Genomic DNA, 21,213 nt, shown 5'->3' with positions numbered 1-21,213 from the left:
AAGATTGTCAACTATGATTATTCTTCTTCCTCATCATCGAATTCGTCTTCTTCATCTTCAAATTCTTCATCCGGTTCAACAACAAGGCCTGCCTCATCTAATTCATCTTCCACTTCTTCGTCTTCAGTATCAACATTCTCCTCGTCACCATCAGATGGTAATAGATCAAGTTCGTCTTCCACTTCATCCTCACCTAATAAGGCAATCTTCGTCTTCCTCATCTAAGATATCAAACTTCTGAACTGTTGGTGCGATCTTTTCTTCGATATCATCCACAGAATACCAGTCACGCAGACCCCACATATATTCACCTGTAGATAAGAATCTGCCGTCTGTATTCAAGTCTGTATAGAATTGTACAACACGCGTTTCTACTTCTTCATCAGAATAATTCCCAATCGCTTTAAATTCATCGATTAATTCGTATAAGTTTACTTCTTTACCTTTTTCGCTTAAAGCCATGTAAGCTAAGTCGATAAAAGAATTTTCGTCCATCATTTCTTTAGTATATTCAGAGATTTTCATTATATTCGTCCTTTCAGAACTCTAAAGTGTTTATACTACATCATAACAAATTACTTCCAAAAAGCGCAATAATTATTCAAAATTTCTCTATTAATATTTAATTAACTTTGTTAATACATGTTTATTTGCTGCATCCATCGCTACAAAGTTATTACTTAAATAAAGCGCCGCATCATCATCTGACACATCGACCTCAATTCTATCTACTGATTCAAAATTACGACGAAGGAAAGTAGCGATTTGTCTCAACACATTTTGTTTAATAACATCTACATCTTGATGAATGTTAAACGATACAAGGTGTGCTGTAGTATCTTCAATTGTATATTCAATTTCTCCAACAAACTGACCATCTCTTTCAAGACGAATAACCTCTTCGTCTTTAATAAGTCGCAGCTTTGAAACATAATCGGCACCTAAATCTAGATAATAGAGACGTTCTTTTCCAATCGGACCTTCAGGATTCGTTGCTAAATGAAGAAAACCGGCACGTTCATATAAGTTCCATGCAGCCTGATTCTCTGCATCAACTACTAGGAAGAGTTGGTCGAAATCCGGAAATACACTCTGCACAAATTCAGGAATATTCATCATAATTTCAGTGCCGTAGCCATGACCTTGCAGTTTATTATTAATTGATAAGCTGCGGACATATACTGCATTAATCGGCGTGTCATATCCTTCATGCTGATAGTGCTGATGCAGCACAAAGAACCCTACAACCTCCTCGTCACGATTAAGCACGACACACGGCCTACGATTCGGATCCATCAACCCTTCATCTAATACCTCTTTCGGTAAAGAAGAATAAATCATTTGACGCTCTGTTAATTCGAACTGGTCTAATGCCTCACGATAGTCCTCTTTATACTGTACAATTTTAATTTTAGAACCTAAGAATTCCATTATCTCTTTGCCTCCGTACATTGCAATTTATTTGTTAAATATATTTTACCCATTTTTTAAATATTAGAACATGAAAGTTTATTTTTGACTGCTAAACATCACCCTATATGATAAGATAAAATAAAAAAATGTGAGGTTTATGATGAAAATAGGAATCGATGCAGGTGGTACCTTAATCAAAATTGCCATCCTTGAAAACGATATATTTACATATAAAAAAGAAAAATCTACAGATATCGAACGCGTTGCAGCATGGCTCAACACTGTGCCAGACGCACAAGTAGCTCTAACAGGCGGAAAAGCTACCTATTTAAATAGTCTTATTTCACAGGATGCATTTCAATCAATCGAGTTTGATGCGACATTTAAAGGAATTCAATCCTTTTTAGACGAAAATAACATGCATCTCGATAAATTTGTATTCAGCAATGTAGGTACAGGAACTTCCATCCACTTTGTTGATGAGAATAAACAAATTCGTGCAGGCGGAACAGGTGCAGGTGGCGGTATGATGATGGGACTTTCATACTTACTGACCGGGAAAGAAGATTTTGCAGATATCGTTGCAACAGCTAAAGCAGGTAACCGCGACATTATCGATCTTAAAGTAAAACATATTTATAAAGGTGATAAAACACCGATTCCAGGTGAACTTACAGCCGCTAACTTCGGGAACGTACTTCACAATAAAGATACCGAAAGCTTTACAGATGCAGATAAGATTGCTTCTGTCCTCGGAATCGTCGGAGAAACAGTGACGACAGTGTCTATCCATGCGGCTAGAGAGTTTGGAGCAGAATACGTAGTTTATATCGGTTCTAGCTTTCTAGACAACAAATTATTACAGGATATCGTCGTAAATTATACTAAATTACGTAACTTCAAACCTTACTTTATCGAAAACGGAGAATATTCAGGTGCTGTGGGCACACTTAGATTAATGGATGAAAAATAACGTAAAGGCTGAGCCTTTACGTTATTTTTTAAGCATCTTTATTAAACTTACAAGCATCGGCAACAATGTCGCACTCATTACCGATGCTGCAAATATATTACTTTTCCTAGTCTTCATGAACTTCACTTTTTAAACGTTGTTCAAATCGTTTTGCTTTTTGATCGATGAATGCTTCGTCTTCACCATACCATATACAAATAAAGCGTGACGGAAAACCATTTTTATCTCTATAATCCCCATCATAATAGGCTAGTGGGAATAGGTTACCACTCTTTACTTCGTTTAAAATTGTTTCATAGAATGCTGCATTATCACCATCAGAGTAATAGGCAAGGGACTTTTTATAGTCCCCTTTTAGTACATCATCCAGCAACAATAATGAACTTGATCCATTTTGTCTGAAGTTTAAATCAATCACAAATAGATTATCATCTTTATCTATCAATATATCAAATCCCGCAATCCCTTTATAACCAGCATCTACTCCATTTTCCATAATCTTTCTACCGGCTTCAATTACAGATTCAGGTACATTTCTATCTGTTGTATTACCTCGGTATTTACCGTATTTTTCTACCATCTGAAGCGATGCACCCAAAAATGTGATGCCCTTCTCTTCACTATATGTATATTGTACGCAGTAATTTTTAACAGGTTCAACAAATTGTTCGATAATCAACTGCTTAGTACCATTTGCTGCCTGCACACGTTTTATCGAATTTTCTACATCATCTTCTGTATAACACAGCATCACACCATATCCACCTGCTGTCGGATGTTCATCACCTGACTTAACAACAAAAGGAAGCTTCCATTCACGTACATGTGTTTGAAAATCATCAATTTTTACAATTTCACGTTTTGGAAGATACTCTCCACCAGTCCAGCGATCGATGAGTGATTTGTTATTTAAATCTAGAAATATATCTCGTGGTACAACATAATCATCATCGTCCACAATATCAGTCTCGTGCGCATATTGGAAGAATATCTTTCCTGTCTCGGCATATTCTTTTAAAGCTGTTTCATACTCTTCACGTGTTTCGTAAGTGATGTATGTTTTGGGCATCGCTACTCCAGCTGCGCCAAACAATTCACATGTCTTCTCAGTCACAGTTGCTTTATGAACAATAACAGGCATCTCTGCAATAATTAATTCTCTGGCACTTAATAAATTCGACTGATGTTCTTCAGGCTGTAGCCACGGATTAAAACCATAGCTTGGTCGTGATGTATAAAGTACATTATCACCATATAAATCACGCATCGTAAGTGAAACATTTAATTTATTGATAGTCATAGACTTTCCCCTTCAACACTGTATGTAAATTTTTTATCGCTTTTAATTCATCCGGATTATCAATGAGTTCTAAAGCCATCGTCGCCATAATTTTAGCACCTTGAATCAGTGCATGATCCCCATGTGCACTACCAGCAGCATCTTTAAATTCAACAGTATGCCCTACCAAGCTTGAAGGCCCAATTTTTATATGCGGATGAATTGTTGGGATAACATGACTCACATTCCCTGTATCTGTTGATCCAAAACCAAAATCATCATGTAATATTGTCTCATTATGTTTTTTAGCATGACGTTCAAATAGATCATCTAACAAATCATTTTGAATAAACTCATTTACTCCGTTTTGAATGTGACTCAGTTTATACTCTGCACCCGCAGTAAGTGCAGCACCTTTAGCTACACGCTCAACCTTGCCTGTTAACACATCTAGTTCCTTGCGACTCATCGCGCGCGTGTAGAACCTTGCCTTCGTATAATCCGGAATAATATTCGCGCTCTTACCGCCATCCAGTATTACACCATGTACTTTATCAGATTTTCGAATATGCTGACGAAGCTGTGCAATTCCGTTAAAGAAACTGATCATTGCATCCAATGCATTAATCCCATTGTGAGCATTCTCAGAAGCATGTGCAGTCTTACCGAAGAACTCGACTTCAAATACATCTACCGCTAGTGTAGGCACTGTGCGATATGACTCATGCCCTGGATGTATCATCAATGCAACATCGCAATCAGAGAATAATCCTGCTTTAACATACGACGCCTTTGCACTACCATTCACACCACCTTCTTCAGCTGGTGTACCAAATACTTTAATCGTACCGCCGTGCGTTTCCACATATTCTTTAATGCTCACGCCTGCGAGTACACTTGATGTTCCGATGATATTATGTCCGCACGCATGACCAAGGCCAGGCAGAGCATCATATTCCGCTAAGAATGCAATCGTCGGCCCATCATGTTCACTTTCAAATGTCGCAATGAATCCTGTCTCATGACCTGCGATATCATGCTCAATTGTAAATCCTTCGTTATATAAAGTCTTGATGAGTAAACTAGATGCAAAATACTCTTCATTTCCAAGTTCCGGGCGTTCGTGAATCTGGTGGCTTATTTTAATAAATTCCTCTTTATTATATTCAATATAGTTCAGTACATTCTGTTCGTTCATCTTCATTGCTCCTTAATTAAATTCAATTAAGTCTACTTAGTAAAAAAGACACCCTCAGATAAGGATGTCTTTACGTCTTATCTGTCAGCATAAGCTGCAGGAATTAGCACCTTACATATTGCAGGTTGCTGGACATCAGTGGGCCTGTCCCTCCGTCCGTCTTGATAAGTGTTTAATTGTTATCAATTATATTAGAACTTAAAAGGAGGATTGTCAACAAGATAACTTATTTTTCATGTATCATCCTAGTTTCTGAATCTCACTCAATTCATTCCAGTTCATGGCTTTAACTTCAACTACAGTCAAGAAGATGTCGCGCGCTCTTTTATAGGAAGAGAAATCAAAAGGATAAATTCTTGCAAGCTCCCATTTGAACGTACTATAACGATCCCTCTCACTTGAAAATGTCCGAAAATAATCTCTTAACTTAATACTCTTCAATAATTCTTCATCCGCCTCATTATACACAAAAAGATGAAATTGATGATCCTTTGTGGCATATACTTTATAGCGTTGTTCTTGACAGATTAAATAATATCCAAGTTCTGCTAACTCTAGTGCTTCGATATCACGCTTCACCTCTACTGCAATATCTATCGTCGCACGCGCGTCCATACCTGGTACAGCAGTAGACCCAATATGATGGATTCCACTAATATTTTTTAACTTCTGAAGCACTCTTTTCTTTTCGCCTATGTAAAGGTGCTGCCATATACTATCGTAAGGTACAATCATCACTTGTTTCATCCTTTCCCCTCCTTCTTTAGGTGCATTTTAGAACATTATACTTCTTTGCGCACAAATTCACAAACTATTATATTGAGTAAATAATAAATTCATGCTATTATTAATCCCGAGTTATCTGATAAGAATAATAATATTAGGAGTGTACCGATGAGTTTACCTTTTATGGATATTTTTAAAGAATGGGCATCAGATTATGATGATGCTGTAACAGGACGTAACCCCGAATACAAAGATGTATTCTCAAACTATGATTTCATGATAGAAGAAGCGACAAAATACGTCGGAAAGCGCGTAACAGAATTTGGTCCTGGAACAGGGAATTTAACAAATATGCTATTACAGCGCGGATTGGACGTACAAGCTGTAGAACCAAGTATTGATATGGCAAAGTTAGGTGAAGCTAAGACAGGTATTACGTTCGAACGTGGCGATTTCCTGAACTTCAATGCTAGAGAAACTGATACATTTATTTCTTCTTTTGCTTTTCACCACCTTACGGACAAAGAAAAGAAAGAAGCGATTGCACTTTATAAGCCGCTTCTCTCTGAAGATGGAAATATCATTATATTGGACACAATGTTCAATTCCTTAGATGAAAAAGAACAGATTAAATCACATTATGACGCACGAGGTTATCATAATCTTGTTGAAGATCTGGAAAGAGAATATTATCCATTAAAGGAGACAATGAAAGAGATTGCCAACGACTTGGGATTTGATTATCAGTCCACTCAAATGAATCGTTTCGCTCATCTTCAAATATTAACTAAAAAAAAAATAAAAACTCCTGCTGATTTAATCGGTAATACACCGCTAGTGGAACTTAAGCATTTTCCACTGAATAAAGGAAACCGTCTATTTGCAAAACTTGAGTTCTATAATCTGGGCGGCTCTGTAAAAGACAGACTGGGTGTCAACATTTTAGAACAGGCTTTACTTCGTGGCGATATTCAAAACGGTACAGTTGTTGAAGCTACAGCTGGTAATACAGGTATTGGTCTTGCACTCATCTGTCAGCAACATGGGCTAAATTTACGCGTCTATGTGCCCGAGAAATTTAGTACTGAAAAGCAAAGTATCATGCGTGCATTAGGGGCTGAAATCGTAAACACCCCTACAGAGAAAGGAATGCTCTTTGCACGTGAAGCAGCGCTGAAATTCGCTCAAGAAACCGGCGCATTCTATACAAATCAATTTGAATCAGCAGATAACCCTTCAAGCTATGATAAGCTGGCAGAGGAGATAAAAAGAGATGCTGGCAAGGTTGATGTAATCGTTGCTGGTGCAGGCAGTGGCGGTACGTTCACCGGTCTTGCAAAACATTTCAAAGAGAGTCATCGCGTTATCGTAGAGCCTGAAGGTTCGATATTAAATGGTGGAGAATCTGGTAGTCATCGCACAGAAGGCATCGGTGTTGAAAAGTGGCCCGTATTCTTAGAAAAAGATTTAATCGATGCCGTTGAAACAATTTCTGATATCGATGCCTTTACACGTGTCTCAGAACTGGCACAAAAAGAAGGCCTGCTTGTCGGTTCTTCAAGCGGGGCCGCGCTACATGCCGCACTTAAAACCCAAGAAAATATGACTGATAGCAATATCGTCGTAATATTCCCTGATGCAGCAGAGCGATACTTATCACAACAAATATTTGATATTAAAGGAGAATAGATTATGCAAAAGAAAACAATGATGATCCATGGAGGAAATACAATAGATGAATACACTGGAGCTGTGAATCCTCCAATTTACCAAACAAGCACGTACAAACAAGATGGCATCGGGAATATGCGTCAAGGCTATGAATATTCTCGTTCCGCAAATCCAACACGTACAGCATTAGAATCACTAATCAGAGACCTGGAATCAGGTGATGCTGGCTTTGCATTTGGTTCTGGTATGGCTGCAATATCTTCTGTAATCATGTTACTCAATGCTGGTGACCATATTGTTGTTGGTAGCGATGTATACGGCGGAACTTATCGTGTATTCACAAAAGTCTTCGAACGCATCGGTATTAAATCAACATTCGTTGACACAACCGATATTGAAGCGGTTGAAGCGGCAATCAGCGAGAATACTAAGATGCTTTATATTGAAACCCCTACGAATCCATTACTTAATGTAACGGATATTCGTAAAATGGTCGAAATTTCTAAAGCACACAACTTAATTTCTGTTGTAGACAACACATTTATGACACCTTACTTCCAGAATCCGCTTGAACTTGGTGCAGATATCGTGTTACATTCAGCAACGAAATATATTGGTGGACACAGTGACGTTGTTGCCGGACTTGTTGTTACTCGTACACCTGAGCTTTCTGAAGCAGTTGGTTTTATTCAGAATTCAGTAGGTGGTGTACTTGGACCTCAAGATAGTTTCTTACTCGTGCGTGGTATTAAGACGCTTGCAATTCGAATGGAACAAACCGAACAAACAACATTAAAAATTATCGAATTTCTCAAAAAACAAAATGTCGTAACAAACATCTTCCATCCTTCATTACTTGATGAAGGTAACAAGAAAATTCACGAATCACAAAGCAAAGGTTACGGCGGAATGATATCATTTGATGTAGGATCTAAAGAAAATGCCGAAAACTTAGTAAAATCAACGAAATATTTCACTTTAGCAGAATCATTGGGTGCAGTAGAAAGTTTAATTTCTGTGCCTAGCCAGATGACTCATGCTTCAATCCCTAGAGAACGCCGCCTGGAACTTGGTATCACTGACGGTTTAGTTCGAATCTCTGTGGGTATTGAAGATAGTGAAGATTTAATCGCAGACTTAGAACAAGCATTTAAACAATTAAACTAGGAGTGACACTTATGACTAAAAAAATGAACGTTGAAAGTTTCAACTTAGACCACACAATCGTAGATGCACCATTTGTACGATTAGCTGGTATCAAAGAAGGTATCAATGGTGATGTTATTCATAAATACGATATCCGTTTTAAACAACCGAATAAAGAACATATGGAGATGCCTGCACTTCATTCTTTAGAACATCTGATGGCTGAAAACATCCGCAATCATACAGATAAAGTGGTAGACATCTCTCCTATGGGATGTCAGACTGGCTTCTACGTTTCACTTATCAACCATGATAATTACGAAGACGTATTAACGATATTAGAAAAGACTTTAAATGACGTATTAGCAGCTGATGAAGTTCCTGCTTGTAATGAAGTTCAATGTGGATGGGCAGCGAGTCATTCTTTAGAAGGTGCAAAAGCAATCGCACAGGAAATGTTATCTAAAAAAGACAGCTGGCATGTCATTTATCAGCCTGGAAAAGAACCACAAGCTTAATTCATAAACAAAGAAGTGTCGATTCTAAATATCGACACTTCTTTTTAAAATCTTATTAAATTTGTAGCTGCATATACATCATCATATTCATTTAAAACTTTAAGCTGTTCATCTACAATATCTAAGTGATATGGACCAGTTGTTTCATTAATCTCATCTATCTTATCATGAGAAATATCATCGTTCTTCTTAAAATTAAATGTTACGCTATAGTCTAATTTTTCTCCTGTTCCATAAACAAGTTCACCTAAAACCTTCTCTGTTCCATTCCCTTCAAATAAAGGCTTCAGCTTATTTGGTAATGTAAATCTAAAGCGATAGTGTGGCGTATTATGCATTAAATAATTATATAGTATTCGGTCAATTTTATAATCTAATCTAAATGAAATCCCATGTTCATTATGCGTCGCGACTAGATTCTTTATCATAAAATGCGGCATCATAAAAACTTTATCTGCTACATCAGCAGGTATAGGTTCAGGTTTAATCAGCTCAATATTCTTACTTTGTTTCTTATCCATAGTATCTTGACCCTTCGTTAAAAAATAATAGAGCGCACTGCTTGCTGCAACAAAAACAACAGCACCAATTGTTTGTTTATATTTCATATATACTAGCTCCTTTATGCTTTTTATTCTTATACCCCATATCACTTATGTAATGCATAACAAATGTAAATTTTTACACCTTCATACTAATGTTATTTTACGTTAAATTAATATTGCCTCAATAAATAATGGGTATTATAGTCATAATTGGAGATGATAATATGTTTACGGAGAAAGAACGTATAAATTTGATACTCTCATATGGACTTGAAGACGCAATTGAATTATATAATAAATATAATGATCACGCTTATAAGCATCTGAATCAATATAAAAATTTCAATAAACAACTTAAACAGAAATATCAACTACCAGAAAAGCTATCACTAGCAATCAGTTATATCGAATTATGCTATTGCAATCATCTTCCTAATCACGAAGAAATTTTAGATTTCTTTTACACACTACGCGCTATCGAAAGACAGGTGGTTCAATAATAAAAGGAGTAGGTATCTGAGATACCTACTCCTTTTCCATCTTCTAATTCTTACTTCAATTCTTCCAAATAACTCTTACCAAACTCTGGCAATTCAACACCAAAATTATCTGCAATCGTCGCACCAATTGAAGCGAATGTAGTATGTGATTCTAATTCACGACCACTATCAAACTGTTTACTATACATGAGTAACGGCACATATTCTCTTGTATGATCTGTTCCCGGCATTGTAGGGTCGTTACCATGGTCTGCCGTAATAATAAGTAAATCATCTTCTCTTAATGCTTCTAATAATTCACCCAGCCTATCATCAAATGCTTTAATTGCATTCATATAACCTTCTTTATCACGACGATGTCCATACAATGCATCAAAGTCTACTAAGTTCAGGAAGCTTAGTCCATCAAAGTCAGACTTCACAACTTCTAATAATTTATCCATACCATCCATATTATCTTTTGTTCGGATGGATTTCGTTACACCTTCACCATCATAGATATCATTAATCTTACCGATTGCGATAACATCACGCCCAGCATCTTGAAGTTCATTCATCACTGTACGTCCAAATGGTTTTAATGCATAGTCATGACGATTTGATGTTCTAGTGAAATTCCCTGGTTCACCTACATATGGTCTTGCGATAATACGTCCAATTAAATATTTCGGGTCTTTCGTATATTCGCGAACTTTCTCACAAATTTCATAGAGTTCTTCAAGCGGAATAATCTCTTCATGCGCTGCAATTTGCAGTACTGGGTCAGCTGAAGTATAGACGATTAAGTCACCTGTTTCCATCTGGTGCGCGCCCCACTCATCAATAATCGCTGTTCCTGATGCTGGTTTATTAGCTACGACTTTTCGCCCTGTCATTTCTTCAATAGCTGTAACAAGTTCTTCAGGGAAGCCATCCGGATATACTTTGAATGGCTGATCGATATTCAGCCCCATTATCTCCCAATGACCTGTCATCGTATCTTTTCCGACAGATGCTTCCGATAATTTCGTATAGTATGCTTCTGGTTTGTCGACTTTATTTACGACCGGAAGTGGTGCGATATTCCCTAATCCTAACTTTTCTAAATTCGGTAGTTTGCCTTCAAATCCTTCCAACGTATGTTTTAAAGTATGGCTCCCAGCATCACCAAATTTCTCTGCGTCTGGTGCCTCACCAATCCCAACAGAATCCATTACAATGAGATGTACTCTTTTAAATGTCATGATATCTCTCCTATTCAGTTATGACTTTATGAATTAACACTGGCGCTTCTGCGTGGTCAGAGATTTCAATATTGTCATAAATTTTATTCATTACATCCTCTACATTATCACGGTTTGCATAAATTGTTACAAGTGATTCGCCTTCTTCAACTTTGTCGCCGACTTTCTTGCGTAACATCAGTCCTACTGCAAGATCAATCGTATCTTCTTTCGTCGCACGGCCTGCTCCAAGTAGCATAGAAGCAATGCCTAATTCATCAGCAACAATTTTACTTACTACACCTGTGCGTTTCGCCGGTACTTCAATGACATATTTCGCTTGTGGCAACTTCGTTACATCATCAACTACTGATGAATCTCCGCCTTGATTTTGAAGGAATGTTTTAAATTTATCCAGTGCTTTACCGTTGTTAATTACTTCTTGTAACTGTCCACGTGCATCTTCAAGTGTGTTTGCTTTACCTGCAAGCACGACCATCTGGCTACCTAGTGTTAAAACCAGTTCTGTTAAATCTTCAGGACCTTCTCCACGTAAAGTTTCAATTGCTTCTTTCACTTCAAGCGCATTACCAATCGCATATCCTAACGGCTGACTCATATCAGAAATAATCGCCATCGTATTACGTCCAACATTATTACCGATTTTAACCATCGCAGTTGCTAACATTTCTGCATCTTTATCTGTTTTCATAAATGCGCCCGCACCTGTCTTAACATCAAGTACAATCGCATCTGCACCAGCTGCAATCTTCTTACTCATAATACTTGATGCAATAAGTGGAATACTATTTACTGTTCCTGTAACATCACGTAATGCATAAAGTTTCTTATCTGCAGGTGTTAAGTTGCCTGTCTGTCCGATAACTGCAAGTTTATCTTCGTTTACAAGTTTCATGAAATCATCTTCCGAAATTTCTACATGGAAACCTTCCACCGCTTCCAGTTTATCGATCGTACCACCTGTATGTCCCAGTCCACGACCACTCATCTTCGCAACTGGAATATCAAGCGCAGCAACTAAAGGTCCAAGTACTAAAGTTGTCGTATCACCTACACCGCCTGTTGAGTGTTTATCAACTTTAATCCCTTCAATAGCTGATAAGTCGATTTGATCGCCACTTTCAACCATTGCCATCGTTAAGTGCGCACGCTCTTCATCGTTCATATCCTGGAAGAAAATCGCCATCGCTAAACTTGATGCTTGATAATCTGGAATTTCACCATTCGTATAGCCTTTGATGAAGAACTCAATTTCTTCTTTCGTAAGCGCGTGTCCATCTCGTTTCTTTGCAATAATGTCTACCATTCTCATTATTATTTCCTCCTTTTTGTAAACGCTTTCTTAAAATCTATAAGGGAAAGGGAATTAATAATCCCCTTTAACTTCTTCACCTTTTAAAATTTGTACACCCGCACTTGCACCAATACGTGTTGCGCCTGCTTCAATCATCGTCATAACGTCTTCATAAGAACGCACGCCACCTGAAGCTTTCACACCCATATCCGGACCAACCGTTTTGCGCATTAATGCGACATCTTCTTTCGTTGCTCCACCCGTTGAAAAACCAGTAGATGTCTTCACGAAATCTGCGCCTTGTGCTTGTGCAATTTCACATGCTTTTACTTTCTCTTCATCTGTTAATAAAGCTGTTTCGATGATTACCTTCGTCGTAACATCTCCTGCAGCATCAACTACCGCTTTAATATCTTCAGCTACTAAATCATAGTTCTTATCTTTAAGCGCGCCTATGTTGATAACCATATCAACTTCACCAGCACCATCTGCAATCGCATCTTTCGTCTCAAACGCTTTTACAGCAGGTGTATTCGCACCTAATGGGAAGCCGATAACTGTACATACTAATACATCTGTTCCTTCTAATAAAGATTTTGCATACTTTACGTGTGCAGGGTTGACGCATACACTCATAAATTCATATTCGCGTGCTTCCTGTGCTAATTGAGCTATCTGCGCTTTCGTCGTTTCAGGCTTTAATGCTGTATGATCAATATACTTTGCTAAGTTCATGATTCATCCTCCTTTAATTTCAATTCTATTATATCAGATACTGAACAAAAGTAAAAATTATAAATGAACTTATGTTCAAATTAAAGTAATTTCCTAGCTGTAATACTATCTGTAATGAGCACATTAGGAATATTTCCATTTAATGCACCACGTATTGCTTCAACTTTATGGTTTCCTCCAGCAACAAGTATACTCGTTGGTATTTTACGCAACGTATCGAGCGTAACGCCCATTGTACGATCATCTACCCATCTGTCTGCTATCTTACCATCTTTCGCATAGAATCTCGAACAAATATCGCCTACAGCGCTCTTTTTCAATCGTTTTACTTCATCTTCAGAGAAAAAACCAAGCTTAAAAAGTAACGCCTCATCTCTAACTGTCCCTGTTGTATAAATGGCAACATTACATTTCGGTGCCATCTTTAATATACTTTTAATATGACGATCTGCACTAACCAGCCTCTTTACTTCCTTATTATCAAATATGACTGGAACCGGTAAGTCTCTCGGAATGGAATTAAAGCTACGCGCAAACAAAGACAATGTTTCATGTGAATTAGTCACAACATCAGAATATGAAATTCCACCTTTAAGCTGGATCGTTTCTACACCATTTAAATTCAATGGTTGCATAAGTTCAGCAACGCGAAACATCGTCTTTCCCCAACTGATACCTACAATATCATTATTCTTCACAGTTCGAGATAAATATTCCGCTGCACTTTCAGCTATTGCTTTTATCACTGTTTCATTACGATCATTTGTTACGTCTTTAATGATCACTTCCTTCAGACCATATTTCTCCCGAATTAAATGTGCTAATTCATCACTTTTCTCATACGGATCATGAATGATGATTTCAACAATGCCCATATCTCTAGCATGGTTCAATTGCCTTGATACAGTAGGTCTTGATATATCCAGCTCATTCGCAATTTCTTTTTGTCCAAGATTTTCCTCATAATACATCTTTGCAATCTTTATACATTGCTTCATCTTATCTTCCATTCTCTTCACCTCTACTTCTCAATTCTATATAAAAACACAAAAAAATACACTCCAAACTAATTGGAGTGTACAAATTTAATATATTATTTCAAGAATGATTTAAGCATCCAATTATGTTTCTCAAGGTTAGTAATCATACCTAAGAACATATCTGCCGTCATCTCATCTCCTGCTTCTTCGGCTGCTGCTTTACCTTCTTCTAATTGTTTAATGATCTTATCGAAGTCTTTCGATAAATCTTTAACCATATCCTCAGCCGCTAGATCTTTCTTCGCTTCTTTAACTACAGATAATTCAAGCGATTCTTTCAATGTCGCAATCGGATGCCCTTGAATTGCTAAAATACGTTCAGCTAATTCATCGATATATGTACTAGCTTCATTATAAAATTCTTCAAATTTCATATGTAAGCTAAAGAAGTGAGGACCTTTAACATACCAGTGATAATTATGAATTTTAGTATATAATACTGTCCAGTTTGCTACTTGCTGGTTTAAAGCTGTTACTACTTTGTTATCATTTGATTTTTTTTCCATTATAAATCTCTCCCTTACATTATTTATATTAATTATTATATTATAATTATTATAATTAATAAAGCATTATGTCTTATTTTAATTTATTTGGGTATACTAATTAAAAAAGGAGGACATCATGCTAAAAAAATACATATTGCCGACCATCATAGCAGTTATTGTCTTTTTCATCTTGTTCACAATTGATTATTGGAAAGTACCACTAATAGGTATACTTACTTCTACCCCTTTTATTATACTTTTATGCATTTGCGCATTATTTGCTGCTGTACTAGCTTATATCTTCAGCAAACTTGCCTATAAAGTTGATAATGATCCATCACTCGAACATTATGAACAAGATCGTGCAAGCTTCAAAAAATTCTCAGAAATGAATATATTCTTAATCATTTCTTTTTATTTTGCACTTGGCTCAATTATGTTAATCAGTTTAAACCATGCACCTTTTTATTTAGGGATTATCAGTATCGTAACACTTATTATTGCAATTGCAATGCGCTATTATGGTTATAGTATGATTAACAAACTTTATCCAGAACGTAACCTTCCAGAAAACTTCGAATCAGACTTTGATGATAAACTCATCGACTCCTTAAACAAAGAGGAAATGATTACAATATTTACTGGTCTTTATAACGCATTTAAACTGACAAATATCACGTTACCTGCTGCAATGTTACTTATCACAATTTATGGATATTCAACTGGTATTCCACAACATTTTGCATTAAGTGTTATTGCCGGATGTGCAATTGCAATTAATATTATGTATCAAGTAACGGTAAGAAAATTGATTTAAAAAAATAGCAGTTATCCATTCAAGGATAGCTGCTATTTATTAACTCTTATTTTCCTTCTACTATTAATGGTTGGTCAGGCTTAACAAAGAACCATAGTACAATTGCGAGAACAGCTGGAATAATCATCAAATAGAAAGTTGTATCCCATCCATAATGCTGTACAAGATATCCACCAAGCATTGGACTTAAGAAAGCACCCACGTTACCCCATAAGTTCATCCATCCTGATACAGTTCCAGAGAAGTTTCGGCCAAGGTCCGTTGCTGAAGCCCAGCTCATTCCCATCGATAGACCGACACCACCAAGACATAATGATAAGTAAATTAAGTTCATCATCATATCATTTGTTTGAACAGATAAGAATAATGAAACTGCAAATACGATAAATCCAAAGATTGCAATTAACGCACGTGCTCTAAAGCGTGAGTAGCCTCTAGATATAATCGCATCTGAAATCGTCCCCCCAGCCATAATTAATATAAACATCATTAACCAAGGCGCAGCTGCCAAGAACTTCATATCCTTTAATACGACGTGATATTCCTCTTGTAAATATGTCGGTAACCAAATTAAGAATAAAGTAATGACAAATTGAACAACAAAGTATTGTCCAGCAATCGCGAAGAAACTGAAGCGCTTGAAGAATATTCCCCAAGGCGCGGATTTTTTATCCGTTTGAACAACGTCACGATTTTCGATAATATATGCTTTTTCTGCTTCATTAACCATCTTATGATGCTCTGGTAAGTCTTTAGCGATGATTGCCCAGATTGCAGCAATAACGATACCAATCACACCGAAAATAAAGAATACTGCTTCCCAACCGAAGGCTTGATAAATAGCAATTGTTACAAACGGTGCAATAACAGGACCGAAGTATGATCCTGCTAACAATGCACTTGACGCACGACCTTTTTCACTTTTAGCAAACCAGTATGTATTAAATACTGCATTCGAAGGATACATTGGTCCTTCACCTATACCAAACAAGAAACGCATCGTGTATAGTAATCCATGATTTTTGATAACCCCAGTCAGAATTGTAAAGGCACTCCACCAAACAAGTGCAAATGTTAACATCTTCTTAGGGCCGAACTTCTCAGCCATGATACCTGCCGGCACCTGCATTAATGCATAACCTGCTGCAAATACTGAAGCTAACATACCAAACTGCGTCTTATTCATATTCAGATCTTCCATCATGGGTTGTGCGATATATGAGATATTGGCTCTATCCATATATGCAATAACACCAATAAGGAAGAATATTAGTGCAAACATCCACCTTACTTTAGTAGCTTTTTGACTCATTTAATTCACCTCATTAATTTGTATAGTCATCCTATGACCAATTGACTAGATTAAAAATAACATATCATGAAATCGATTACAATGCCTTTGTGAAATTTTAGATTAAAAATTAGATATTTGTTATATAACAATGAGGAAAAATAGCAAAAAACATTGTTTTGAAAGAAAGTTTCTAATATATATCAGCTTTATTACAAAGTATTTTTCACGAAAAATTACATCTTAAAAATTCACATACTTTTTCTAGAATATATAGTTTGTGAATTTAGTATCAAAGTTGTATACTAATATTGTAAATAAATATCTGGAGGGATCATTACATGAAAGCAGCAGTATGGCATGGTAAAAAAGACATTCGAGTTGAAGACAGAGAAATCCGTGAAATGCGTGATAATGAGGTGCGCGTCAAAGTCGGATATGCTGGAATTTGCGGTAGTGACTTACATGAGTATCAAGAAGGACCAGTATTCATTCCCGTAGACAAAGAGGATGACCTTACTGGGGGTAAGGCACCTTTAATTATGGGTCATGAGTTTTCAGGCATAGTTGTTGAAGTAGGCAAAGATGTTAAAGATTTCAAAGTTGGCGATCGTGTTTCAGTAAATCCAACTGTGACATATGGTAAAAATACAGACGAATTAGATGTTTATGACGGTTTCAGCTTCCTCGGTCTACATACAGATGGAGGTTTTACTGACTTAGTTAATGTACCAGAAACTAATCTTTATCATTTACCAGATTCATTATCTTTACGTGTAGCAGCAACTATCGAGCCATTAGCGGTGGGGGTTCAAGCTGTTAAAGAAAGCGGCTTAGAGTTCGGAGATACTGTGGCTATCTTTGGTGCAGGTCCTATCGGTATCTATATAACCCTTGCAGCTCGTGCAGCTGGTGCAAGTAAAATTATTGTACTCGATCTTTCTAAAGAACGTCTAGAAAAAGCAAAGGAATGTGGCGCAACGCATATCATTAACTCAGGTGAGGTAGATGCGGTAAAAGCAATCAAAGAAATCGTTCCAGGTGGAGTAGATCGCTCATTTGAAGTAGCCGGTGTAACACCTACATTTGTACAAGCGATCGATGCTACACGTCCTCGTGGTACAATGGTAATCGTTTCTATTTTTGCTGGTGACATTAGCTGGCCACCGTTACAATTGACTAACACTGGTGTGAAAATTACCTCAACAATCGCTTATTCAAGAGCATCTTATCAACAAACAATTGATTTAATGGGCAGTGGTCAAATTGATACAGAGAGCACTATTACCGGGGAAATTGAGCTTGATGATATCGTAGAACATGGATTTGAAAAATTAACAAACGATAAATCCCAAGTTAAAATCTTAGTTAAGCTTAACGGCGAAGACTAAAAATAAAAAGTGCTGAGACAAGGTGTCTCAGCACTTTTTATATTAACTTTTCTCTAAAATCCTTTGTATAATCGTTTAGTTCATAGTCTTCAGGTACTTGTTCTGTTCTGACCACAAGTACGTCACACTTTGCATATCTAACAATCGCTTCAGACACACTCCCTATAACGAAACGCTCAAAAGCATTGTAGCCACTTGAGCCGCACATTATTAAATCTGCATCGTAATCTACTGCAATGTGTTTCGGAATAATATTTTTAGCTGCACCATGAGCTATAACAATCTCAATTTCCTTCACACCTCGGTCTAATGCAATTGCTTTGTAGCCTTCTAGCAATTCTCGTGCATAGACATCAGCCTTCTCAGCAAGTGATCCACCTTTGGCATCAATGTTAGCATAAGTTCTAATATCCACAATATGTGTAAGCACAAGTTTCGCATCATTCCTTACGGCCACGTCAATACCTTTTTCAAACGCATACTCACTGACCTTAGAACCATCTAACGGGATTAATATTGTATTATATTTCATAGTATTCCCTCCGAATCATATTTTCTTATACTTATTGTAACATCGAAGTGTTTTATAATCCTAGATTCTTCATATATTGTTCGCGAACATCTGATTTAAGACTTTCATTCGGAATAAAATACCAAAGTCCATCCTCTAATATCGCACCATCTCCTTGAAGCTGAACTTTCTTCACATTGCGAACTGCGCCATTATAACCAGTGGCTAATCCTTTTAAATCATCAAATGATAAATCAGTTACAACATTTCCTTCGATACTCTTCAATAAAGAATCTAATTTCGTTACAGAATCTACACTTAATACTTTTGTTGCTAAAGCCTGAATCACAAGTTGCTGTCTTTCTTGACGACCGAAGTCACCTCCAGCACCTTCTTGTTTACGACTTCTAATAAATGCCATAGCTCCATCACCATCTAGATGAATTTCCTGTCCTTTTACGAAGTTGAATCCATCATAACTGAAAGTAGAATTGCTGACAACATTGATACCACCGACTTTATCTACCATTTCATGCATACCATCCATATTAATCGTCGCATAATAATCAATAGGAACATTCATTAATCTCTCTACAGATGCTACCGCCATCTTTGCCCCACCGTATGCGTATGCATGTGCGATTTTCTCATTCGTTCCTTTACCTACCATCTCACTGTATGTATCACGAGGGATACTTACCATTTGTGATTTGTTCGTCTTTGGATTAATGCTCATCAGAATAATCGAGTCACTACGCCCAGCATCCCCAGTTGCAAGTCTTTGCTGATTTGAATCAACCCCGAATAATGCAACACTGATTGCATCCTTATTACTGATGTCTACTTTGTCACTACGCAGTTCTGACTTGTCTCGGCCGTCTATTTTGTGCTGAATATGCTCTGCCGTTTGTTTTACCTTAAAATATGACCCCCCTACAAACCATGCAGCTATTAATAACATGAGTACAAATACGATTAAAAATATTGAAAGACATCCTAGTCTTCTCTTTCTTCTTTTTCTTCTTTTTTCCATAAATCCACCTCTTTTAATTAATAATACACAAATACAAGCCAATATTCATAAGGCTTAAGTATGACTTATTCGTTTTCGTATGCACTTAAAAGTATACTAATAAAATTTTGATTACACAAAATTTATTTAGTAAAAATAAGTAAATTTTCTCTTAACTGGATTCCTTTATATCCCTCACTTAGTAAGCGTCTGATTTCCATATCATCAGTCATTTCCACAGCAACTTCTTCTTCATATATGCAATCCCTATCACGGAATAACGCAAAGATATAGCGAATTTTATCATTATACACGTTATCCAGCGCTACAATCTTCATGCCATGATGAAACTTATCTTTGATGCTCGCGATATTGTCCGGATGTACTGTAGCCATTATTATCTTAAATTTATCATCGATTGCTTGAAATAACCATTCTCCCAATATTTTCTGCAACCCTCTTCCACGATAATCTGGGTGTACAACTGTAATATCAGAATAGATAAGCTGATCTCTATCAGATGGATCAAGTGCTATATATTTTCCTAGATAATCGTCTACTGGTATATGCATTGAACGAAATGCTACAATCCTTTCGTCAATCTGACAAACACATAACACACCATCATCCACGTTTTGAGCAATCTCTTCTTCAGATAAAGTTACAAGCATATCTTTATTGCCAATTTCCTTTATAGCAGCTTTTTGAACATTCAGTATAGCTTTAATATTAGTATTATTAGCGAATTTTATTTCCATTTCATTCTCCTTTTAAGTTAAATTTTACTTGCATATTACATAGATATCATACAAAATATTATACATTGACCGTAATTATTTCGTTCTATCGTCTCAATCAGTCATAATTTTAATATACGTCAAAAAAAAAGGGAGTTAAAATGATAAAATTAGAACAGTCAATATTTAAAACAGCAAGCCAAGTTGAGCATGTTTTAAATGCTATACTTTTAAAACGATTCGGGATTACATTTGCTGAATTTCTTATTTTATACAAAGTATATAAAGATAGTAATAGCTCAGTGACAGCCATACAAGATGATATTCAATATAAGATGGATTCTGCAAGCAAAAAGACTAAGAAACTTAGGGATTTAGGGCTTGTCGTGAAAGAACGCCGTAAAGATGATGAACGTAAAGTATGTGTGAAAATTACAGATAGTGGTTGTGAAATCGTCAAACTAGTCATGGAGCATCAACAACGTATTTATGATAGTGAAGAAAATACTTTCACAAAAGAGGACGGCGAAACCCTATTTATCCTTCTTGATAAATACAGAAAAGCTTTCCATCAATATACTGATACGATTAACTAAAAAACTGGGTGCACTTCAATGCGCTAACCCCATGATGTGGGATTAAAATAAAAACACTTTCGTTGAATTCATATTAAAATGAATTTATACGGAGGTGTTTTTTCTATGA

22 protein-coding genes, 2 pseudogenes and 1 riboswitch are annotated in these 21,213 nt (G+C 36.6%); of the genes and pseudogenes, 9 read left to right on the top strand and 15 right to left on the bottom strand.

What is annotated here, in order from left to right:
* Positions 1 to 17: 17 nt before the first annotated feature.
* Positions 18 to 525, bottom strand: a pseudogene (gene rpoE, locus CD152_RS00415) (DNA-directed RNA polymerase subunit delta).
* Between the two features lie 90 nt (positions 526 to 615).
* Entirely contained in the window at positions 616 to 1,431 is an 816-nt protein-coding gene (locus tag CD152_RS00410; protein ID WP_103214203.1) for a GNAT family N-acetyltransferase, read from the bottom strand.
* A 142-nt stretch (positions 1,432 to 1,573) separates the two neighbouring features.
* On the opposite strand from CD152_RS00410, the gene coaW reads away from it, so the two are divergent.
* Positions 1,574 to 2,386 carry a type II pantothenate kinase gene (coaW, locus tag CD152_RS00405; protein WP_099482248.1) on the top strand — a complete coding sequence of 271 codons (813 nt, stop codon included), beginning with the start codon at positions 1,574 to 1,576 and terminating at the stop codon, positions 2,384 to 2,386.
* A 106-nt stretch (positions 2,387 to 2,492) separates the two neighbouring features.
* Here coaW and ldmS read toward each other — a convergent pair whose 3' ends face one another.
* The 3 genes from ldmS to CD152_RS00390 all read right to left on the bottom strand — a co-directional run bounded on the left by ldmS (position 2,493) and on the right by CD152_RS00390 (position 5,610).
* Positions 2,493 to 3,686, bottom strand: a complete 1,194-nt coding sequence (gene ldmS / locus CD152_RS00400) for an L-aspartate--L-methionine ligase LdmS (protein WP_103214202.1) — start codon at positions 3,684 to 3,686, stop codon at positions 2,493 to 2,495.
* Positions 3,673 to 4,869, bottom strand: coding sequence for a M20 family metallopeptidase (locus tag CD152_RS00395; protein ID WP_086039257.1), 1,197 nt, complete (start codon positions 4,867 to 4,869; stop codon positions 3,673 to 3,675). The genes ldmS and CD152_RS00395 overlap by 14 nt, the downstream gene beginning before the upstream one ends.
* Before the next feature lie 68 nt (positions 4,870 to 4,937).
* Positions 4,938 to 5,034: riboswitch (SAM riboswitch) on the bottom strand.
* A 69-nt stretch (positions 5,035 to 5,103) separates the two neighbouring features.
* Positions 5,104 to 5,610: a GrpB family protein gene (locus tag CD152_RS00390; protein WP_103214201.1), complete on the bottom strand. Its 507-nt coding sequence runs from the start codon at positions 5,608 to 5,610 to the stop codon at positions 5,104 to 5,106.
* 147 nt (positions 5,611 to 5,757) lie between these two features.
* On the opposite strand from CD152_RS00390, the pseudogene CD152_RS12100 reads away from it, so the two are divergent.
* The 4 genes and pseudogenes from CD152_RS12100 to CD152_RS00375 all read left to right on the top strand — a co-directional run.
* Positions 5,758 to 6,162, top strand: a pseudogene (locus tag CD152_RS12100) (class I SAM-dependent methyltransferase); the annotation flags it as partial.
* A gap of 183 nt (positions 6,163 to 6,345) precedes the next feature.
* Positions 6,346 to 7,278 carry a PLP-dependent cysteine synthase family protein gene (locus tag CD152_RS12095; protein WP_232237521.1) on the top strand — a complete coding sequence of 311 codons (933 nt, stop codon included), beginning with the start codon at positions 6,346 to 6,348 and terminating at the stop codon, positions 7,276 to 7,278.
* A 3-nt stretch (positions 7,279 to 7,281) separates the two neighbouring features.
* On the top strand, positions 7,282 to 8,427 hold the full coding sequence (locus tag CD152_RS00380) for a bifunctional cystathionine gamma-lyase/homocysteine desulfhydrase (protein ID WP_103214200.1): 1,146 nt from the start codon (positions 7,282 to 7,284) through the stop codon (positions 8,425 to 8,427).
* An 11-nt stretch (positions 8,428 to 8,438) separates the two neighbouring features.
* Positions 8,439 to 8,924 (top strand): S-ribosylhomocysteine lyase, encoded by a 486-nt coding sequence (locus CD152_RS00375; protein WP_103214199.1) that lies wholly within the window; start codon positions 8,439 to 8,441, stop codon positions 8,922 to 8,924.
* Between the two features lie 44 nt (positions 8,925 to 8,968).
* Here CD152_RS00375 and CD152_RS00370 read toward each other — a convergent pair whose 3' ends face one another.
* Positions 8,969 to 9,532 carry a hypothetical protein gene (locus CD152_RS00370; RefSeq protein WP_103214198.1) on the bottom strand — a complete coding sequence of 188 codons (564 nt, stop codon included), beginning with the start codon at positions 9,530 to 9,532 and terminating at the stop codon, positions 8,969 to 8,971.
* A 161-nt stretch (positions 9,533 to 9,693) separates the two neighbouring features.
* On the opposite strand from CD152_RS00370, the gene CD152_RS00365 reads away from it, so the two are divergent.
* Positions 9,694 to 9,969, top strand: coding sequence for a hypothetical protein (locus tag CD152_RS00365; protein ID WP_101141447.1), 276 nt, complete (start codon positions 9,694 to 9,696; stop codon positions 9,967 to 9,969).
* Between the two features lie 50 nt (positions 9,970 to 10,019).
* Here CD152_RS00365 and deoB read toward each other — a convergent pair whose 3' ends face one another.
* The 5 genes from deoB to CD152_RS00340 form a co-directional block, all read right to left on the bottom strand.
* A complete protein-coding gene (gene deoB, locus CD152_RS00360) occupies positions 10,020 to 11,192 on the bottom strand; it encodes a phosphopentomutase (protein ID WP_015912293.1) in 1,173 nt (390 codons plus the stop codon).
* Positions 11,193 to 11,202: 10 nt separating this feature from the next.
* Positions 11,203 to 12,504 carry a pyrimidine-nucleoside phosphorylase gene (locus tag CD152_RS00355; protein WP_015912294.1) on the bottom strand — a complete coding sequence of 434 codons (1,302 nt, stop codon included), beginning with the start codon at positions 12,502 to 12,504 and terminating at the stop codon, positions 11,203 to 11,205.
* 54 nt (positions 12,505 to 12,558) lie between these two features.
* Positions 12,559 to 13,221: a deoxyribose-phosphate aldolase gene (deoC, locus tag CD152_RS00350; protein ID WP_103214197.1), complete on the bottom strand. Its 663-nt coding sequence runs from the start codon at positions 13,219 to 13,221 to the stop codon at positions 12,559 to 12,561.
* 80 nt (positions 13,222 to 13,301) lie between these two features.
* A complete protein-coding gene (locus CD152_RS00345; RefSeq protein ID WP_165980804.1) occupies positions 13,302 to 14,231 on the bottom strand; it encodes a sugar-binding transcriptional regulator in 930 nt (309 codons plus the stop codon).
* Positions 14,232 to 14,314: 83 nt separating this feature from the next.
* The gene (locus tag CD152_RS00340; protein WP_101141440.1) at positions 14,315 to 14,767 is read right to left on the bottom strand and encodes a Dps family protein; all 453 of its coding nucleotides are present in this window, start codon (positions 14,765 to 14,767) and stop codon (positions 14,315 to 14,317) included.
* A gap of 118 nt (positions 14,768 to 14,885) precedes the next feature.
* Between CD152_RS00340 and CD152_RS00335 the strand changes: the two genes are divergently transcribed.
* Complete coding sequence (locus CD152_RS00335; RefSeq protein WP_101141439.1) at positions 14,886 to 15,566, top strand: hypothetical protein; 681 nt, start codon at positions 14,886 to 14,888, stop codon at positions 15,564 to 15,566.
* 46 nt (positions 15,567 to 15,612) lie between these two features.
* Here the strand turns inward: CD152_RS00335 and CD152_RS00330 are convergent, their stop codons facing one another.
* Complete coding sequence (locus CD152_RS00330) at positions 15,613 to 16,878, bottom strand: MFS transporter (protein WP_101141437.1); 1,266 nt, start codon at positions 16,876 to 16,878, stop codon at positions 15,613 to 15,615.
* Between the two features lie 320 nt (positions 16,879 to 17,198).
* On the opposite strand from CD152_RS00330, the gene CD152_RS00325 reads away from it, so the two are divergent.
* On the top strand, positions 17,199 to 18,248 hold the full coding sequence (locus CD152_RS00325; RefSeq protein WP_103214196.1) for a 2,3-butanediol dehydrogenase: 1,050 nt from the start codon (positions 17,199 to 17,201) through the stop codon (positions 18,246 to 18,248).
* 37 nt (positions 18,249 to 18,285) lie between these two features.
* Here the strand turns inward: CD152_RS00325 and CD152_RS00320 are convergent, their stop codons facing one another.
* The 3 genes from CD152_RS00320 to CD152_RS00310 form a co-directional block, all read right to left on the bottom strand.
* Positions 18,286 to 18,780, bottom strand: coding sequence for a universal stress protein (locus CD152_RS00320; protein ID WP_101141434.1), 495 nt, complete (start codon positions 18,778 to 18,780; stop codon positions 18,286 to 18,288).
* Positions 18,781 to 18,832: 52 nt separating this feature from the next.
* Positions 18,833 to 19,792: an LCP family glycopolymer transferase gene (locus tag CD152_RS00315; protein WP_015912303.1), complete on the bottom strand. Its 960-nt coding sequence runs from the start codon at positions 19,790 to 19,792 to the stop codon at positions 18,833 to 18,835.
* Between the two features lie 122 nt (positions 19,793 to 19,914).
* Positions 19,915 to 20,529 carry a GNAT family N-acetyltransferase gene (locus CD152_RS00310; RefSeq protein WP_103214195.1) on the bottom strand — a complete coding sequence of 205 codons (615 nt, stop codon included), beginning with the start codon at positions 20,527 to 20,529 and terminating at the stop codon, positions 19,915 to 19,917.
* A 140-nt stretch (positions 20,530 to 20,669) separates the two neighbouring features.
* Here CD152_RS00310 and CD152_RS00305 point away from each other — a divergent pair, with 140 nt between their 5' ends.
* Complete coding sequence (locus tag CD152_RS00305) at positions 20,670 to 21,104, top strand: MarR family winged helix-turn-helix transcriptional regulator (protein ID WP_101141431.1); 435 nt, start codon at positions 20,670 to 20,672, stop codon at positions 21,102 to 21,104.
* Positions 21,105 to 21,213 lie beyond the last annotated feature (109 nt).

It is taken from the genome of Macrococcoides caseolyticum (assembly GCF_002902665.1).
In the GTDB taxonomy this organism is placed as follows: Bacteria; Bacillota; Bacilli; order Staphylococcales; family Staphylococcaceae; genus Macrococcoides; species Macrococcoides caseolyticum.
Note: the sequence above shows the minus strand (reverse complement) of the source record. Positions and strands in the feature narration are given on the sequence as shown.